The 17315-nt window shown below is 50.0% G+C and carries 12 protein-coding genes; 5 read left to right on the top strand and 7 right to left on the bottom strand.

Annotated features, from left to right (window positions below):
* Positions 1–268 precede the first annotated feature (268 nt).
* Positions 269–4093 carry an anti-phage defense-associated sirtuin Dsr1 gene (gene dsr1 / locus AB182_RS13595; RefSeq protein ID WP_047370566.1) on the top strand — a complete coding sequence of 1275 codons (3825 nt, stop codon included), beginning with the start codon at positions 269–271 and terminating at the stop codon, positions 4091–4093.
* Between the two features lie 161 nt (positions 4094–4254).
* Here dsr1 and AB182_RS13590 read toward each other — a convergent pair whose 3' ends face one another.
* On the bottom strand, positions 4255–5493 hold the full coding sequence (locus AB182_RS13590) for an IS110 family RNA-guided transposase (protein WP_047370565.1): 1239 nt from the start codon (positions 5491–5493) through the stop codon (positions 4255–4257).
* 453 nt (positions 5494–5946) lie between these two features.
* On the opposite strand from AB182_RS13590, the gene AB182_RS13585 reads away from it, so the two are divergent.
* The gene (locus tag AB182_RS13585; protein ID WP_047370564.1) at positions 5947–6852 is read left to right on the top strand and encodes a hypothetical protein; all 906 of its coding nucleotides are present in this window, start codon (positions 5947–5949) and stop codon (positions 6850–6852) included.
* Positions 6853–7217: 365 nt separating this feature from the next.
* Here the strand turns inward: AB182_RS13585 and AB182_RS13580 are convergent, their stop codons facing one another.
* Together AB182_RS13580 and AB182_RS13575 are read right to left on the bottom strand one after the other, a co-directional pair.
* Entirely contained in the window at positions 7218–7919 is a 702-nt protein-coding gene (locus tag AB182_RS13580; protein ID WP_223883599.1) for a TOPRIM nucleotidyl transferase/hydrolase domain-containing protein, read from the bottom strand.
* A gap of 311 nt (positions 7920–8230) precedes the next feature.
* Positions 8231–9097, bottom strand: coding sequence for a LysR family transcriptional regulator (locus AB182_RS13575; protein WP_047370562.1), 867 nt, complete (start codon positions 9095–9097; stop codon positions 8231–8233).
* A gap of 107 nt (positions 9098–9204) precedes the next feature.
* Here AB182_RS13575 and AB182_RS13570 point away from each other — a divergent pair, with 107 nt between their 5' ends.
* Positions 9205–10185, top strand: a complete 981-nt coding sequence (locus AB182_RS13570; RefSeq protein WP_047370561.1) for a quinone oxidoreductase family protein — start codon at positions 9205–9207, stop codon at positions 10183–10185.
* A gap of 434 nt (positions 10186–10619) precedes the next feature.
* Here the strand turns inward: AB182_RS13570 and AB182_RS13565 are convergent, their stop codons facing one another.
* The 3 genes from AB182_RS13565 to pth all read right to left on the bottom strand — a co-directional run bounded on the left by AB182_RS13565 (position 10620) and on the right by pth (position 13833).
* Positions 10620–11813 carry a tyrosine-type recombinase/integrase gene (locus AB182_RS13565; RefSeq protein WP_047370560.1) on the bottom strand — a complete coding sequence of 398 codons (1194 nt, stop codon included), beginning with the start codon at positions 11811–11813 and terminating at the stop codon, positions 10620–10622.
* Between the two features lie 214 nt (positions 11814–12027).
* Positions 12028–13122, bottom strand: a complete 1095-nt coding sequence (ychF, locus tag AB182_RS13560) for a redox-regulated ATPase YchF (protein ID WP_047370559.1) — start codon at positions 13120–13122, stop codon at positions 12028–12030.
* Between the two features lie 126 nt (positions 13123–13248).
* Positions 13249–13833 (bottom strand): aminoacyl-tRNA hydrolase, encoded by a 585-nt coding sequence (gene pth, locus AB182_RS13555; RefSeq protein ID WP_047370558.1) that lies wholly within the window; start codon positions 13831–13833, stop codon positions 13249–13251.
* Between the two features lie 273 nt (positions 13834–14106).
* Between pth and ychH the strand changes: the two genes are divergently transcribed.
* Positions 14107–14382, top strand: coding sequence for a stress-induced protein YchH (gene ychH / locus AB182_RS13550; protein WP_039079205.1), 276 nt, complete (start codon positions 14107–14109; stop codon positions 14380–14382).
* A gap of 117 nt (positions 14383–14499) precedes the next feature.
* Entirely contained in the window at positions 14500–15549 is a 1050-nt protein-coding gene (locus AB182_RS13545) for a MerR family transcriptional regulator (RefSeq protein ID WP_047370557.1), read from the top strand.
* Here the strand turns inward: AB182_RS13545 and dauA are convergent.
* Entirely contained in the window at positions 15544–17196 is a 1653-nt protein-coding gene (gene dauA / locus AB182_RS13540; RefSeq protein ID WP_047373289.1) for a C4-dicarboxylic acid transporter DauA, read from the bottom strand. The genes AB182_RS13545 and dauA overlap by 6 nt on opposite strands.
* Between the last annotated feature and the right edge of the window lie 119 nt (positions 17197–17315).

Here is a 17315-nt window from a genome sequence, read left to right as displayed (position 1 = left end):
TTTTTGAAATACAATTTCTAACTGATGACCTGCTCCCCTTTATTTAACAAAGGATGATATTGGCCACGTCCGCCCTTAGCACATAGCTGCCCAAAGGCAGGGCTTAAAGGGCAGATATGAGCGAGGAGCGGACGTTGGACTTTGTGACCTTACAAGGTAGAGTAGCTTGCAAGGAGGCCGACCTAACCCGGTCGGTATAATAAGCTGCTAGCCCCATTGAGCCCTCATTTGCTCGAATGAACACCCACATTGGACAGGAAGAAAAGGAATGCAATTCATCACACATGGGCCTGATATTCCGGATGAACTTTTGCAGGCGCACGAGGAAGGCCGCGTGGTGTTCTTCTGCGGAGCAGGAATTTCTTACCCTGCCGATTTGCCGGGTTTCAAGGGTTTGGTGGAGCAGATTTACCGGCTTAACGGCACAACACTTTCAGAAATTGAGCGTGAGGCTTTCGAGCGCGGGCAGTTCGACGCCACACTTGACCTGCTGGAACGGCGCTTGCCGGGGCAGCGTATGGCCGTCCGCCGCGCACTGGCAAAAGCCCTGAAGCCAAAGCTCCGTCGCAGGGGGGCTACCGATACCCAGGCGGCACTATTGCGCTTGGCGCGTAGCCGCGAAGGTGCCATTAGGTTGGTCACTACTAACTTTGACCGCATCTTTCATGTGGCAGCCAAGCGCACGGGCCAGGCGTTCCAAGCCTATGCAGCGCCGATGCTGCCAATTCCGAAAAACAGCCGCTGGGACGGGCTTGTCTACCTGCATGGGCTGCTGCCGGAAAAAGCGGACGATACCGCCCTGAATCGTCTGGTAGTCACCAGCGGCGACTTTGGCTTGGCCTACCTCACGGAGCGCTGGGCAGCCCGCTTCGTGAGCGAGTTGTTCCGCAACTACGTGGTCTGCTTCGTGGGCTACAGCATTAACGACCCGGTATTGCGCTACATGATGGATGCGCTGGCGGCTGATCGGATGCTCGGTGAAGTCACGCAGCAAGCATGGTCGCTGGGTGATTGTGAGCCGGGGCAGGAGCACCGGAAAGCCATCGAGTGGGAGGCCAAGGGCGTCACACCCATCCTTTACACCGTACCGGCGGGCACCTATGACCATTCAGTGCTCCACCAAACGTTGCACGCTTGGGCAGATACTTATCGCGATGGTGTGCAGGGCAAAGAAGCTATCGTCGTCAAACATGCTCTGGCCCGTCCGCAGGACAGCACACGGCAGGACGATTTCGTTGGCCGGATGCTTTGGGCCTTGTCAGATAAATCAGGTTTACCGGCAAAACGCTTTGCGGACCTCAATCCCGCCCCGCCGCTGGACTGGCTGTTGGAGGCTTTCTCGGACGAACGCTTTCAGTACAGCGATCTGCCGCGCTTCCATGTGCCTCCGCACCTAGAGGTCGACACCAAACTTCGATTCAGCCTGATTCAACGGCCTGCACCCTATGATCGTGCTCCGCAGAGTCTGCTGGCCTCTGGAGGAGTCAGCTTTAGCCAGTGGGATGACGTGATGTTCCATATAGCCCGCTGGCTGGTTCGCTATCTGGACGATCCGAGGCTGATCATCTGGATTGCCGAACGCGGCGGGCAAATGCACGACCGTTGGACGTGGCTGATCGAGCATAAACTGGAGCACTTCGCAGCGCTGGAGCGGGATGGCAGGACCTCAGAGCGGGATGAAATTCTCTTGCATGCCCCCAAGGCTATTCCCGGCACACTGATGTCCACCTTGTGGCGGCTTCTGCTCAGTGGCCGTGTGAAATCGCCATGGAGTAGCCACGAGCTGTATCGCTGGCAAGGCCGCCTGCAACGCGAGGGCTTGACCACCACATTACGTCTGGAATTACGCGAGTCACTTGCTCCTAAGATAGTGCTGAAGAAGCCGTTTCTCTGGAGCGACGACGATTCGAGCAGCACCGACGAGCCCTCGCGAATCAATCAATTAGTGGACTGGGAGCTGGTGCTAGCCGCTGATCACGTGCATTCAACCCTGCATGACCTTGCCAACGAGCCATGGAAATTGGCTTTGCCTCACCTGTTAGAAGATTTCCAGCAGTTGTTGCGTGATGCACTGGACCTGTTGCGGGAGTTGGACGGGGCCGACGACCGTAGCGACCGCTCGCATTGGGATCTTCCTTCCATCACTCAGCACTGGCAGAACCGAGGTTTCCGCGACTGGGTGAGCCTGATTGAATTGCTGCGCGATGCATGGCTGGTAGTTCGCTCCAACGACAGCGCTCGCGCTACGCGCATCGCTCTGAGTTGGTTTGAATTGCCATACCCTACCTTTAAACGTCTGGCTCTGTTTGCAGCGAGCCAAGACGACAGCATACCGCCCGAAAGGTGGGTGAATTGGTTGCTGGAGGAAGGTGCGTGGTGGCTGTGGTCCACAAATACCGGACGGGAGGTATTCAGGCTGTTTGTTTTGCAGGGGCGTAATTTAGCAGGAATTGCACAAGACCGTCTGGAAGCAGCCATCTTGGCTGGACCTCCGCGCGATATGTACCGGGATGACTTGGAAGCCGAACGTTGGAAAGACTTAGTGGCACGTTCCGTCTGGCTACATCTTGCCAAGCTTAGTACATCGGGCCTCGTTTTGGGGCCGTCGGCGGCGGCACGCCTGGCGGAAATTTCTACTGCCTACCCACAATGGCAACTGGCAACCAACGAACGTGACGAGTTCTCTCACTGGATGAGCGGCACCGGTGATCCAGACTACGAGGACAGCAGAGATGTAGACATTGCGCCCCGTAAGCGGCAGGAACTGGTGCAATGGCTCGCTAAGCCAATGCCAGAACGGCGGCCTTTCTACGAAGACACGTGGCGTGACGTTTGCCGCACGCGCTTTTTTCACAGCCTGTCCGCGTTACGTGAGCTATCACAAGATGGAGTGTGGCCTCCGGACCGGTGGCGTGAAGCTCTGCAAACATGGGCCGAAGAAGGGATGGTGTTGCGTTCCTGGAGATACGCCGCACCGCTGGTGCAGACGATGCCCGATGCAGTACTTCAGGAGATTGACCGTGCTGTCACTTGGTGGATGAAGGTGGCCTCAAAGATCAACCACCACGAGGACATCCTGCTGAACCTTTGCCGCCGTGTCCTGGCACTGGAAACAGGAGCAGAGTCTCGCACCATCAAAAACGGAATCGAGACCTATGACCCTGTCGACTCGGCGATCAACCATCCCATAGGGCATGTCACGCAGGCACTGATCTCCCTGTGGTTCAAGCAGAACCCGAACGACAATGATCTGCTTCCTGCTGAATTGAAGCCCATCTTCACCGCACTGTGTGACGTGCAGATAGATCGATTTCGCCATGCCCGGGTGCTGCTGGGTTCGTGGCTGATCACATTTTTCCGCGTGGATCGCCCTTGGACTGAACAGAACCTGTTGCCCCTGTTTAGCTGGAGCAATCCCATCGAAGCAAAAGCCGTGTGGGAAGGCTTCCTCTGGTCGCCGCGTCTGTACCAGCCGTTGCTGACTGCTTTCAAGTCACAGTTATTGGAGAGCGCAAACCACTATGTGGATCTTGGTGAGCACCGTCAGCAATTCGCAACCTTTCTGACTTATGCAGCATTGGGCCCAATCGAGGGATACACCGTGGAGGAGTTCCGATCAGCAATTGGCGCGCTCCCACAAGAGGGTCTGGAGGAGTCCGCGCAGGCACTCTCCCAAGCGCTTGAAGGTACGGCCGATCAGAGTGAGGACTATTGGAAAAACCGTGCCCAGCCATTCTGGCAACAGATCTGGCCAAAATCTCGCGGTCTGGCCACCCCACGTATCTCCGAGTCTTTGACTCGTTTGGTGATTGCCGCCCGAGGTGAATTCCCGGTGGCTTTGACTGCGGTACAGGACTGGCTGCAACCGATCGAACACCCGCACTACGTTGTTCACCTTTTGCACGAATCTGGTATGTGCAGTAGGTATCCAGCGGACGCACTGGGCCTACTGAATGCCGTAATTGTCGACCAACAGTGGGGCCCTCAGGAGTTGGGGCAATGCCTAGATCAAATAGTGCAAGCTGATGCACAGCTTGAACAAGACGCCCGTTACCAGCGACTAAGTGAATACTCTCGAAGGTATGGCGTGTGAAAGTGACGGGCGTTGAGCCATGCGAGCAGCGGGGTCTAACAAAGAAAATAAACACGGACAGACAAAACTGCGCCGCTCGAACCTCGCTATGAAACTTTTGTCTGCCGGTGATTTGCGGTGTTAAAAGTCCGCTTCACGCCCTGAGACATTCGACAAGCTTTCTACGGCATTAGTAAGGGCGATTTTCGCGCTTCCAGTGCCAGCAAATATTTCGCTTCGTCATAACGGGTTCTGGTCTTCCAGCAGCGGTAAATAATCCTTATCCATTTGAATGCCAGAGCCCGGATTGCAGACTGGTGAGATTTTCCTTTTTCTCGCATCCCCTGATAATACAACTTGGCCCAGTATGATGAGTTAACCGTCTTGGCAGCCCATTCGATAAAGGTTTGCCTGACGAACTTGGCACACTGCCATCTCCAGTGAACCCAAGATTTTTGACCGCTTCGCTCGGTTACTGGCGCGATGCCAACATAGTTTTGAATTTCTTCGGCGCTGTTAAAGCGGTCGCGGTTATCACCGAGTGCGGCAAGCATACGCGGTCCCATACACGGCCCCATGCCTGGAAGTGATTTGAACAGTTCAGCATCTGGCAATGGGTCAAATAGCGTTTCAATGCGTTCGTCATAGGTTTTGATGATTTCACTCACGACTTTAATTTGTGTCGCAGGTGCTGTTGCCATCAAAGCATTAGCTTCTATAACACTCGGGTCTGCAGTCAATGGGATCGCGTTATTAATACTTGCAACACGTTGCTCGGTGAGGGCTGTTGCGCGGCCACCTTTGGCATTCAGAAAGTGGCGAACGGTGTCGCGTCTGGCTCGTTTCAGTTTTTGCAGACTGGGCCACCGTATAATCAGTTCACACAACAGCAAACTACCCCGATGTGAGAACCATTCAAGGGGTTGAGGATAATACTGCTTAAGCGTGTTAATGAGCCGATTAACAAAGCGGCGTTTGTCTTCTACCAGCAGTCTACGCTGCTCCACTAGTTGTAGAAGTAAACGGATATCAGCATTGTCGGGTTCGATGGCTTTTATCTTTTGGGGATAGCGAAGCATCAGATCTAACGCTAACTCGGCATCCTGCGGATCATCCTTCGCACCACTTGGCCAGAAGGTCTGCCGATAGCGGGCCAATGATAGCGCGTGTACAGGAAAGACAGTAACAAAGGGGTACTTCTGGAGAGCATACACTACCGGGCCTTTCTTGAGTTCAAGGGCGATAGCGATCCTGCCTCTGACCTTCTGGTGCAACTCATTGAGCCAGGTATCAAGCGCTTCCGGGGTATGTTTAATCACATGGAATGTGCGCTCACCGTTTTTAAACTGAACGCAGACATCGTGCTTTCTATCCGCCCAGTCCAGACCAACATGAGCAGCAAACTGATCTATAGCAGTCATCACCAACTCCTTTTAACCGGGGATTGGTATGCATTCCACGCTCTTCGAAAGAAATATAGCCAGCAGTTTATCTGCATGCCCTGAGTATTCGTTAGCGAACGTGGAGCACTTACTGGCTCGAAAGCAAAGCGGCAATCATCAAATCACATGATTCTGGCACAATATTCGTAACCAGTAAGCGCATACCCTGAATCACTTAAAAGTGTAACCCTCAGGGTTCGAATGACTATATATGGCACGATGCGGATGCGTTAACTGGGCGAAGGCTCTGTTTTGAGTGAGAAGCGGAGCATCTGCTTGCGTTAAAAATCGCATTGATTTTGTTTGGGCTCTTAGAAACACAAAATTATCTTCGAAGCTTATGATCCACGGGTTTCCTTTTATTGGAGTTCATGTAACACTATTCATTCTTCAATTTGCTACTGCGGAACAAAAAATTGACAAGGAGGATAATTGAAACTTTTACAATGGACTCTTTTTATCGATATGCTGGGTTATAGGGAAATTAACGGTTCCATAAACACAGAAGACGCTGCTCAAGATTTTGTTAATTTCATGGAGATGAATAAAGGGATTTTTGATATCCAAAACAACAAAATAATTGAAGATAGTTACAAACATAGTGAACAGTTTGATTTATATCAATTTTATGATATAAAATATGCATTCGTGTCAGATTCATTTATATTAACTTTCTATCCCTTAGAAGTCGATGATTTAACAAATCATGATAAAATGTATATGCATTCTGCTAATGCTCTTTTTATCATCACAATGAGATTGCAAACTTTTATTTTTAATTGTTTTTCTGAAAAAGGAGTTTTTTTACGAGGAGGTATTTCTAATAAATACTGTTACATTAAAGATTCTTTTGCTGTAGGTGAAGGGCTTATAGAGGCATATAAAATAGAGAGTACTATTGCCATTTATCCTCGCATTGCCTTTTCAGAGGATATTATAGCCAATATAAAATTAATGGATAAAATAAAATTTCTATCTAATGAAATGTATAACGGAAATCAGCTTGTTTCAGTTGACTCTAATGACGGCGTTTATTTCCTTGATTATATTGGCTTCCAGCTTGCTACAGTTGATACTGGAAGTAAAAGAGTTCAGAATATGATTCTGAATAATAGGAAGTGGTTTGATGAACATCTTAAAGTAGTAGAAGATTATGTTAAAAAACATTCATCAGAGATTGAGTTGAAATTAAAAGAGCTAAAATATAAACGTTCAACCATTCCTGGCGCTGACAAGCACGGGATTGACCGGATAATAGAGAAATTTGAATGGCTGCGATCTTATCATAATAGCAAAGTGTGCAAAAACAGTCTTCTTTCTCATTTGGTTGTAAATTGATTTTTATAATATATACATCTTAAAGATACCTCTTATTTTTTTAAATGAGAGGTATTTAACTATGAAAAGCATAATTATAATTATTAATAAATAACAACTTATATCATCTTTCTATTTTGATAGTGTTTATCAAAACATTTCCTTACTCAATTCCCACCTCTAAAAACCAATAGCCATATACTTATATTGAATATTTTGTAAGTCAAGCCGTTAATAATTCGAATGCCATTCTAGATGATTACTCTAGGTACGAAGATGAACGCTTGAGGAGATATAAAGTTTGCTATAAACGACATCGAACGTCGCGATAATATCTAATAAGCACGAATAACTCAGATTGTAAATATAACAGTGTTTTTATATGTTCAAAATATATCTTCAGGGTGCTTTATTGGATTTCCGTTTCTAATATCAATAATGACCTTCGCTAGTTCCTTATAAGTCTCAGGTGTCTGAGATACAGTAAACATCATATTTTCAGCTAGCTTTATTTTATTTATTGAATTAGGGCGCCCACCATTGAGTGAAATAAATTGTGCTAATTGAGAAAACCATGGCTTATTTGTATTAAAAGATTTTTCAAATTCATTACGCCCTGATAAAAAAGTAGTAGCTATGACATTATTCTGAAAACATGCTTCTAAAAAGCAATCTCTTGGGAAACTTTCTTCAAATGCCCCTCCTAAAGAACCATCGCTATAACAAACCACAGGGCTAAATGGTATTTTAAAGTATGTTATCGATGGTGTATTTATTTTATTTATTTTTTTTCCTTCATGATCATCATCATATGTTACTATTATTGGTCGATCATGACTCAATGTTTGATTTAGAAGTCTTATAGCATGTTTTAAATTACCTACTCCATTGTAATTTGCGATTACGATGCCCATCGTATCAAAATCTATGCCACATCTTTCAAGTAAGGGTTGAAAAACAAGCTCTTCGCACTCACCTTCGACAAAAATATAGATACACTGCTTTTTTGCTTCATTCTTCATTACTTCTTGAAAGATAAGCTCATTTAACATTTCATCGTACTTGATGTCCTCCATTGTTGTTCCCACTAACAGGCTCCTCTGAGAGTTAATCCCACTCGCTATCGACAACCGAAAATATTTAGAAAAATGTTACTTACAGTCCCTAAATATTACCACGCCCCAAACCAATTAACATCTGAAGTCTCTATAATCCCATCGCGTTCACATGTCCGTTCATGGCACAAAGTAGACGTTGCATCAGATAATGCCCGCTAAGAGTGAAAAGCGAACAGGTGAGTTTGAATCATACCTGGCGGAGATAAAACTCAAATCGTACCGATATTAATTAACGGGAAGCCCTGTCAGTCATATAACATGAGAAATTAACAAGAAAAAACTCAGATATTCTTGTCAGGCGGGCAGGACCGGCCAATGATTTCAGCAAGGAAATCCATCACCACGACAGCAGAGTGATTACGCTTAATTTCAGGGTAGGCAACCAGCCAAATGTTCCTCACGGGCGAAGGCAGATTTTCCTGCAGCCTTACCAGTTCGCTGTCATTATCACCCATAAAGCAGGGTAAAGTAACGATGCCTAATCCTTTCCGGGCAGCCTGTTGCTGCGCCATTAGATCGCTTGCCCGAAAGATAACACGCCGCCCGTTCAGCAGTGATTCAAGCCATTGCTGCTGCGTGACATGTGCAAGCGTGCTGTCATAAGCAATAAAAACCCAGTCTTCCTGAGGAATTTCTTGCCAGAACCGAGAAGCATAAAGACCAAAGCGCATAGTACCTATACGCCTTGTCATCAGGTCTGGATCGTCAGGCCTTTCAAGGCGAACCGCAACGTCAGCCTCACTTTTATTCAGAAGAACATGATGCGAAACGCCGGATAATGACAACGTGATACCCGGATGTTTCCGGGTGAAGCCTGCTATAGCAGGCGCAATGAGGTGTGCTGCAACGGCAGGTGACGCGCTGATATTTATAGGCACGGCTGGTTCGGCACACAATGACCTCGCCTGGATTCGAATACGGTCTGCAATGCGGTACATTTCGTCAGCGCTGGAGGCGATAACCCGCCCATGCCCGGTAAGCATGGTACGGCGTGGCAGGCGCTCTGTGAGCCTGAGGCCCAGCGAACTTTCAAGGGCTGTAATCCGGCGGCTCACCGTGGCGTGGTCCACGCCAAGCTCCCTGGCCGCGGCAGACAGGGAACCACACCGGGCAAGGGCGAAAAAAAAATGTAAATCCTGCCAGTCCATATCTCACCTCTTGTGCATTTTTACACATGTATGGTGCTTTTATACCTGTATTCTTCCTGCAATAAACTCATTTATAGTTTTCTCACTTCATAAGTGAGGAAAAAATAATGTCGTTAGCAATGATTATCAGCCAGCCGGGTGGCCCTGAGGTTCTTAAAGCGGTGGAAAGAGAGTCAGTCAGTCCCGGTCCCGATGAAGTTCGTATCAGACACGAAATAATCGGCGTGAATTTCGTTGACATCTATTTTCGCTCAGGACTCTACCCCCAGCCATATCCCCAGGCGGTGCCTGGTTTTGAAGGGGCCGGCGTAGTCACAGCAACGGGCAGTAACGTCAGCGCCTTTGCTGCAGGTGACCGCGTTGCCTATACGGGAAATCCGATGGGCGCTTATGCTGAATCCCGCAATATACCTGCCAGCCGCCTCATCAGGATTCCGGATGGTGTGGACACACGTACAGCCGGTAGTACGATGCTTCGGGGCCTTACCGCACATATGTTGCTCAACAAAGTAAGGGAAGTCAGGGCTGGCGACTGGATACTGGTTCATTCTGCTGCCGGGGGGCTGGGGCAGATAGTGACTCGCTGGGCAACGATGAAGGGGGCCAGGGTTATTGGTACAACGGGCTCACCGGAAAAAGTGGCAACGGCCCGCCTTGCTGGCGCGAGTGAAGTTTTGCTCCATACAGACGCCGCATGGCCGGAGAAAGTCCGCGACATCACGGAAGGGTATGGCGTGCATCTGGCCATCGACGGTATCGGAGGAACAATGCTCTCCAGAACGCTCAGCGTGGTCCGCCCTTTTGGCACTGTCGCCAGTCTTGGCCAGCCTGCCGGCCCTATACCTCCTGTGCGGGTGGAAGAACTGGGATTTGCCCGATCTATAGCACTGATGCGACCCAGTTCACTCGCCTATGCAGATGATGCTGCGCTTTACAGAAAGGGAGCGGCCGACCTTATGTCAGCACTGTCGGCAGGACTTGAAAATCACATTGGCGCTGAATTTACCCTTACCGACGCAGCAGAAGCACACCGGGTTCTGGAGGCGGGGCATACAACAGGAAGTGTCATTCTCACGGTTCAGTATTGAGACTCTGACGTGAATGAAACGAGCGACGCAGGCATCTTTAAAGGAATGCCGTATCAGTGACGTGACGACCAGGCTGGATTTATGTCCCTTAAGGGCAATCATTCAACCCTTGTCGTCCCTTTCAGGTACTGCTAAGGAGATATCCAAGAATTAGATAAAGGGGATGAGCCTGCTAAATCACTAACGTTCATACAATATCCGTTCCTGGCACTCAGCAGACATTCATAGCATTTACATGCTATACACAGAAAGATTTTGGAAGGACATGAAGTAAGAAGTGGGCCTGCAAGATCTGCTACGAATGATCAAAAAAACCGAAAACTATGGGCATCTGATATTCACTATTTGCATATACATAGGTTGAATTGTAGGTTTGAATTAAATATCAATAAATATCTATTTTAATCAATAATAAAACACCTATGCATCAGCGTTTATGAAACATCAACACTGATGTCAGTGCTGCTTACCCATCCATCAAGCTTATCAGCCCATTCCTGCATCATCACTTTACGCTCATCAAGATACGTCGCATGGTTGTACGTGCGGCGAACGTTGTTGGTATCAGCGTGCGCAAGCTGAGCTTCGATAGCATCAGGTCGATAGCCCATCTCGTTTAACCGTGTGCTGCCTGTGGTTCGGGTTGCATGTGGGCTGTAAGTTCCACTCCAGCCGAGGCTTTTAAGTAGCTGACGCAGCGAGTGTGATGTCATCGGGCCACGTGGGTTATCTCGTCCCGGAAAAAGGTGCTGTCGATGCCCGGTTAATCCCTGTAGCGTTTTGAGCATGTTGACGGCTTGAGAGGGGAGGGGAATAACATGTTCCCTACGAGCTTTCATGCGCGTCGCCGGAATGGTCCATAGCGCATTATCGAGATCGAATTCTGCCCATTCAGCTTCGGTGACTTCGGTTGGCCGCGCCAGCGTCCACCACATTAGCCACATGCAATAGTTAACCTGATATGAGCCGCGACTGTTATCAAAACAGCTTAATAGCTTCCCGATTTGCTGTGGGTTCAATGCCTGTTTGTGCTGTGTCTTATTCGCCGGAAGCGCCTTGCGTACAGGCCAGACAGGATCGCTGTCAGCTCTAAGCGTTGCCACTGCCAACTCGAAAACCGATGAAATGGTACGTCGGGCTTCAGCGGCAACAGTCGGAGCGCCGCGTTTAGCGGTTTCCTGAAGAATTTTAAGAATGTGGTGTGGGGTGATATCTCTGACAGGGAGCTTACCGACTGCGGGGAAAACCACACGTTCAAGCATATCCAGTCGGCGTGTTTTGGTAATTTCGGCCCAGTCTTTCATCTGCAGCCACTCTTTGGCGATCAGCTCAAAGGTGTTAGAAGCGTCATTGACCTTGCGGATCTTATCTAACTGACGAGCCTGTGTCGGGCTAACTCCATCTGCGACTTGCTTACGCGCTTGCTCGCATTTCTCGCGAGCTTCGGCGAGCTTTATCGCTGGATATTCACCCAACGCAAACATGCTTGATTTTCCGTTGAGTTTAAATCGATAGCGCCATGCCTTTTTGCCATTGGGTTTCACTTCGAGGTAGAGACCATTAAAGTCATTGAGTCGATATAGTTTTTCTTTTGGCCTGGCAGTGCGGCATTGCGTATCAGTGAGCATAGCGGGTCCTTGACTATTTCTTATACCGTTATTGTACTCACTTAAAATGATAATGGAAACGGATTGTACTCATCTATGTACTCATTTTAGGCTGCGCTTCCACGAGATCATATGAGACAGTATGGAATGAAAAATCCACGCAAGTGCGTGGATTTTAGAGGGTTTTGTGAGCTTCATGAGATGTTCTGACACCTCATGAGACAACAAAGCTTATTTAGACGTTGAACAGGAAGTTCATCACATCGCCATCTTTAACGATGTAATCCTTACCTTCTGCACGCATTTTGCCCGCTTCCTTCGCTCCTTGCTCACCTTTGTAAGTGATAAAGTCTTCATAAGCGATGGTTTGCGCACGGATAAAGCCTTTTTCGAAGTCAGTGTGGATTTTACCTGCGGCCTGAGGCGCCGTTGCGCCAACCGGGATAGTCCACGCGCGCACTTCTTTCACGCCCGCAGTGAAGTACGTTTGCAGGTTCAGCAAATGATAACCGGCGCGAATAACGCGGTTCAGACCCGGCTCTTCAATGCCCAGTTCGGCCATAAATTCTTCGCGGTCCGCGTCGTCCAGCTCAGCGATATCAGACTCAACCGCCGCACACACCGCTACAACAACAGAACCTTCGGCATCGGCGATTTCGCGTACTTTATCGAGATAGGGGTTATTTTCAAAACCGTCTTCATTAACGTTCGCGATGTACATGGTCGGCTTGAGCGTAAGGAAGCTCAGGTATTTAATCGCGGCTTTGTCTTCTTCCGTCAGGTTTTTCAGGGCACGCAGCATGCCTGCGTTTTCCAGTTGCGGCAGGCATTTTTCCAGCGCAGCCAGCTCTGCTTTTGCGTCTTTATCGCCGCCTTTGGCTTTTTTCTGTACGCGATGAATAGCGCGCTCACAAGTGTCCAGATCAGACAACGCCAGTTCGGTATTGATAACCTCGATATCATCCGCCGGATCCACTTTGTTGTTCACGTGAATGATATTGTCGTTCTCAAAGCAGCGGACGACATGACCAATGGCTTCGGTTTCGCGAATATTGGTCAGGAACTGGTTACCCAGGCCTTCACCTTTGGATGCGCCTTTAACCAGACCGGCGATATCCACAAACTCCATCGTGGTTGGCAGAATACGCTGTGGCTTGACGATCTCCGCCAGCTTGTCCAGACGCGGATCGGGCATCGGTACGACACCGGTGTTCGGCTCAATAGTACAGAACGGGAAGTTAGCCGCTTCAATACCGGCTTTGGTGAGCGCGTTGAACAGGGTGGATTTACCTACGTTGGGCAGGCCAACGATACCGCATTTGAATCCCATGATGTGATTACCTTAAGTTCTGAATAATCAACCCGTTATAGAAAACAGATTGCATAAAAGTTAATAACTTTGCCTATTATACACGTAACCGTTGTATCGCGTGGCAAAAATGGCAGATGGCAAGCGTTACTGGGCCTTAAAGGCATGCAAGCGGTTAGTTGCTTTCATCAGACCGTCTTTCAGCCAGATTTCCGTGCAACGTGCCGCTTCATCTACCGCTTCGTCAATCAATTTCTGTTCAGAAACAGGCGGTTTACCCAGTACAAAACCGACAACTTTGTTTTTATCGCCCGGATGGCCAATTCCCACGCGCAAACGGTGGAAATTCGGGTTATTGCCAAGCTTACTGATAATGTCTTTTAACCCGTTGTGACCACCATGACCGCCGCCCAATTTGAATTTCGCCACGCCCGGCGGTAAGTCCAGTTCATCATGGGCAACCAGGATTTCGTCCGGGTTGATGCGATAAAACGTTGCCATGGCAGCAACGGCCTTACCGCTGAGGTTCATAAAGGTGGTAGGGACCAGCAGCCGCACATCCGCGCCCGCCAGATTAATCCGTGAGGAATAACCAAAAAACTTCGGCTCTTCACGTAGCGGGGCACGAAAACGCTCAGCCAGCAAATCGACATACCATGCGCCTGCGTTGTGGCGTGTCGCGGCATATTCCGCGCCGGGGTTTGCCAGCCCGACAATCAGTTTAATCGTCACTTTTTATTCCTGACCAGGTCAATATCTGGCGCGTAGTTTACGTCGTGCGGCGTATGATGACAAAGTTCTCAGGACGAAACGGCGAAAATGCCAATGATTACCAGTCTGAACCATTAGAAACACAAGTAGTTCAGTGGGTTATTTGTAAATATTTGTGGTCTTAAAATGTGTAATTGTGATCGTACACGCAATCGCCATAACCCCCGCTGTCTATACTTTACCCACAAGCATTGGGGTTATTCCCTTTCAACCCATCGTTCCGGAGGTGACACCATGAAACGCAAAAACGCTTCGTTACTCGGTAATGTGCTTATGGGCCTGGGGTTAGTCGTGATGGTCGTCGGCGTGGGTTATTCTGTCCTGAATCAGCTGCCGCAGCTTAATCTGCCGCAGTTCTTTGCCCACGGTGCAATTCTCAGCATTTTTGTCGGAGCAGTGCTCTGGCTTGCAGGCGCACGTATTGGTGGCCATGAACAGGTCTGTGATAAGTACTGGTGGGTTCGCCATTACGACAAACGCTGCCGCCGTGACGGACACGGGCATAGCTAATCTATAACATCACACGCAAGCGGTTTCCTCGGGAAGCCGTTTTTTTTGGCTTTTTTCTTGACCCTTACGTAACGTTAGGCCCGAGAGTGCCCGACAAGGGGAAGAAAAGGAGCCGTTATGTTAATTCAAGCAGGTGAACTGGCACGTCGTGCCGGGATCACCGTCCGTACACTGCACCACTACGAACATATCGGACTGCTTACGCCTTCATCCCGAAGCGCTGCCGGTTACCGCTTATATAATCTCGCTGACGTCAAACGCCTGCACAGGATTCAGGTACTGGCGAAGGCGGGTATGGAGCTGGCAGCCATCAAGGATTACCTGGCGCGGGAGACGCGCCCGCTCCATGTGCTGCTCGATGAACAAATCAGCCTGCTTGATGCGCAAATGCGCACCATCCAGACGTTGCGCAAGCAACTGCTGATGTTACAGCGTGGCATGGAAAGCGGGGCTGAACCTGACCTGGAGTCCTGGTTACTGACTCTGGAGTTAACGAATATGTACGATCGTTGGTTTAGTGCCGAGGAATTGCGCGAGCTGCCGTTTGCCGCTCATGACGAGGAACGCAGCCGTGAATGGGCGAAAATGGTGGCGGAAGCCAAAGCGCTGATGGCGCAGGGGTGCCCGGTTGATGATGAAAAGGCGATGAATCTGGCTACGCGCTGGATGACGCGTCTGGAGGAAGATACGGCGCGCAGGCCGGAGTTCTTGACCCGACTCAATGAGATGCACCTGGTGGAGCCGCAAATGCGCGAACAGACCGGAATTGATGATGAGACAATTAATTTCATCACTCGCAGTTTCGGCGAAAGCAAACTGGCTATCTGGCAGCGCTATCTGACGCCAGATGAGATGGCGTTTACCCGTGCGCACTATTTTGATCGAATGATGGAATGGCCGCCGTTAGTCACTCGCGTTCGCCAGGCGGCACTCGGGGGGCTTGACCCGCAGTCAGAAGAGGCGCAGTCGCTGGCAAAAACATGGCTGGAGTTATTCCAGTCTTACGCCGGAACCGATCCGCAAACCCAACAGAAGTTTCGCCTGTCGATGCAGCAGGAACCTCATCTAATGAAAGGAACCTGGGTAACGCCAGACCTGCTGCAATGGCTGCAGCAGGCGGTAGATGCCCTGATGCGCAAGCGCTACGGGGCATCGGGTTCATCATAAATCCGCTAACGCCGCGTCACGGTTTGGCCAGAACGACAAACGGCCAGGAATAGGTTTGATGCCTGCCCGCGCCATGGTGCGCAGCGGCTGAAACTCCAGATTACTGACGCGCAACTCGGTGCCTTCCGGCAGGCGATTGACAAAACGCTGGAAGGCATCGAGTCCACCTGCATCAAGCAATGGCACCGCATCCCATTTCAGTATCACTACCCGTTTGCCTGCAATTCTTGACTCCAGTTCCGTGAACAGGCCATCGGCAGCGGCGAAAAACAGCGGACCAATCACGCGTAACACCAGAATATCGTCCGCCACGTCCACATTAACAGGCGAAAGACGGGTCATGCGCGCGATACGACGCATAAACAATAGCGACGCCAGAACAATACCCACACTAATGGCGATAACCATATCGAACAATACAGTCAGCGACATACAAATCAGCATGACGATAATGTCATCTGTCGGCGCACGGCGCAGCAGGTTTACCACCTTATGCGCTTCGCTCATGTTCCAGGCCACCATCAGCAGCAGCGCGGCCATGGCGGAGAGCGGCAGCCAGGAGAGGAGTGGCGCCAGCACCAGCAGGGCAAGAATCACCAGAACCGCATGAATGATGGCTGATACCGGCGATGACGCCCCGGCGCGAACGTTAGCCGCTGAACGGGCAATGGCGGCGGTGGCAGTGATGCCGCCAAAGAAGGGCGCGACAATATTTCCCAGCCCCTGGCCTATTAATTCGCTATTGGCTTTATGGCGGGTTCCGGTCATGCCATCCAGCACTACCGCACAGAGCAGAGACTCAATAGCCCCCAGTAATGCCATTGAGAACGCGGCGGGCAGCAGCGCCTGCAGAGAGGCCCAGCTCAGGGTAAAGCTCGAACCAGGCAGATCCCAGGGTAAAACAAGCTGTGGCAGCAATTGTGGAATGCCGTTGCCCTGGGAACCGTCCGCCAGAACATAGTGAAACTGAGAACCGATGGTCGCGACATGGCCGCCCAACAGATTAACCACCGCCATGACGGCACAACCGGCAAGCAGTGCCGGTAAATGCCCAGGCAGGCGAATGCGCAGGCGCGGCCAAAGAATCAGGGTGCCGAGGGTGACGATGCCAATGGCCGCATCACCGACATTAATACTCGGCAGCGCCATTGCCAGCGCACCGACTTTTTGCAGGTAGTGCTCCGGCATATGGGCAACCTGCAAGCCGAGGAAATCTTTTATCTGCATGGTACCGATGGTAATGCCGATACCTGACGTAAATCCCAGTGTGACAGAGACGGGAATGTATTCGATCAGGCGGCCAAAACGCGCGAGGCCAAACAGAATTAAAAAGACCCCCGACATTAATGTCGCGACCAGCAACCCGCCGAGACCAAATTGCTGCGATACCGGATAGAGAATGACGACGAAAGCAGCGGTAGGGCCGGAAACACTATAGCGTGACCCCCCGGTCAGTGCGATAACGATGCCGGCGACAGCCGCCGTGTAGAGTCCGTATTGCGGCGCAACGCCGCTGCCAATCGCCAGCGCCATGGCTAGCGGAATGGCGATAATACCAACCGTTACGCCGGCAATGAGATCGCGCGTAAAACGCGCCAGGCTGTATTTTTCCTTCCAGCAGGCCTCGATAATGGCGCTGAATGGCATCACATGTGGAGAAAAGAGTCTTTTCACAGAAGATTAATCCCTGGTCAAATATCACCATTACAAATTTGCATGCTCAATATTTATTAGTCATACAAATAAAACTCAGGAATAAAAAAACC

Origin of the sequence: Phytobacter ursingii (assembly GCF_001022135.1) — a bacterium.
Classification (GTDB): domain Bacteria; phylum Pseudomonadota; class Gammaproteobacteria; order Enterobacterales; family Enterobacteriaceae; genus Phytobacter; species Phytobacter ursingii.
This window is presented reverse-complemented; position numbering and strand designations above follow the sequence as displayed.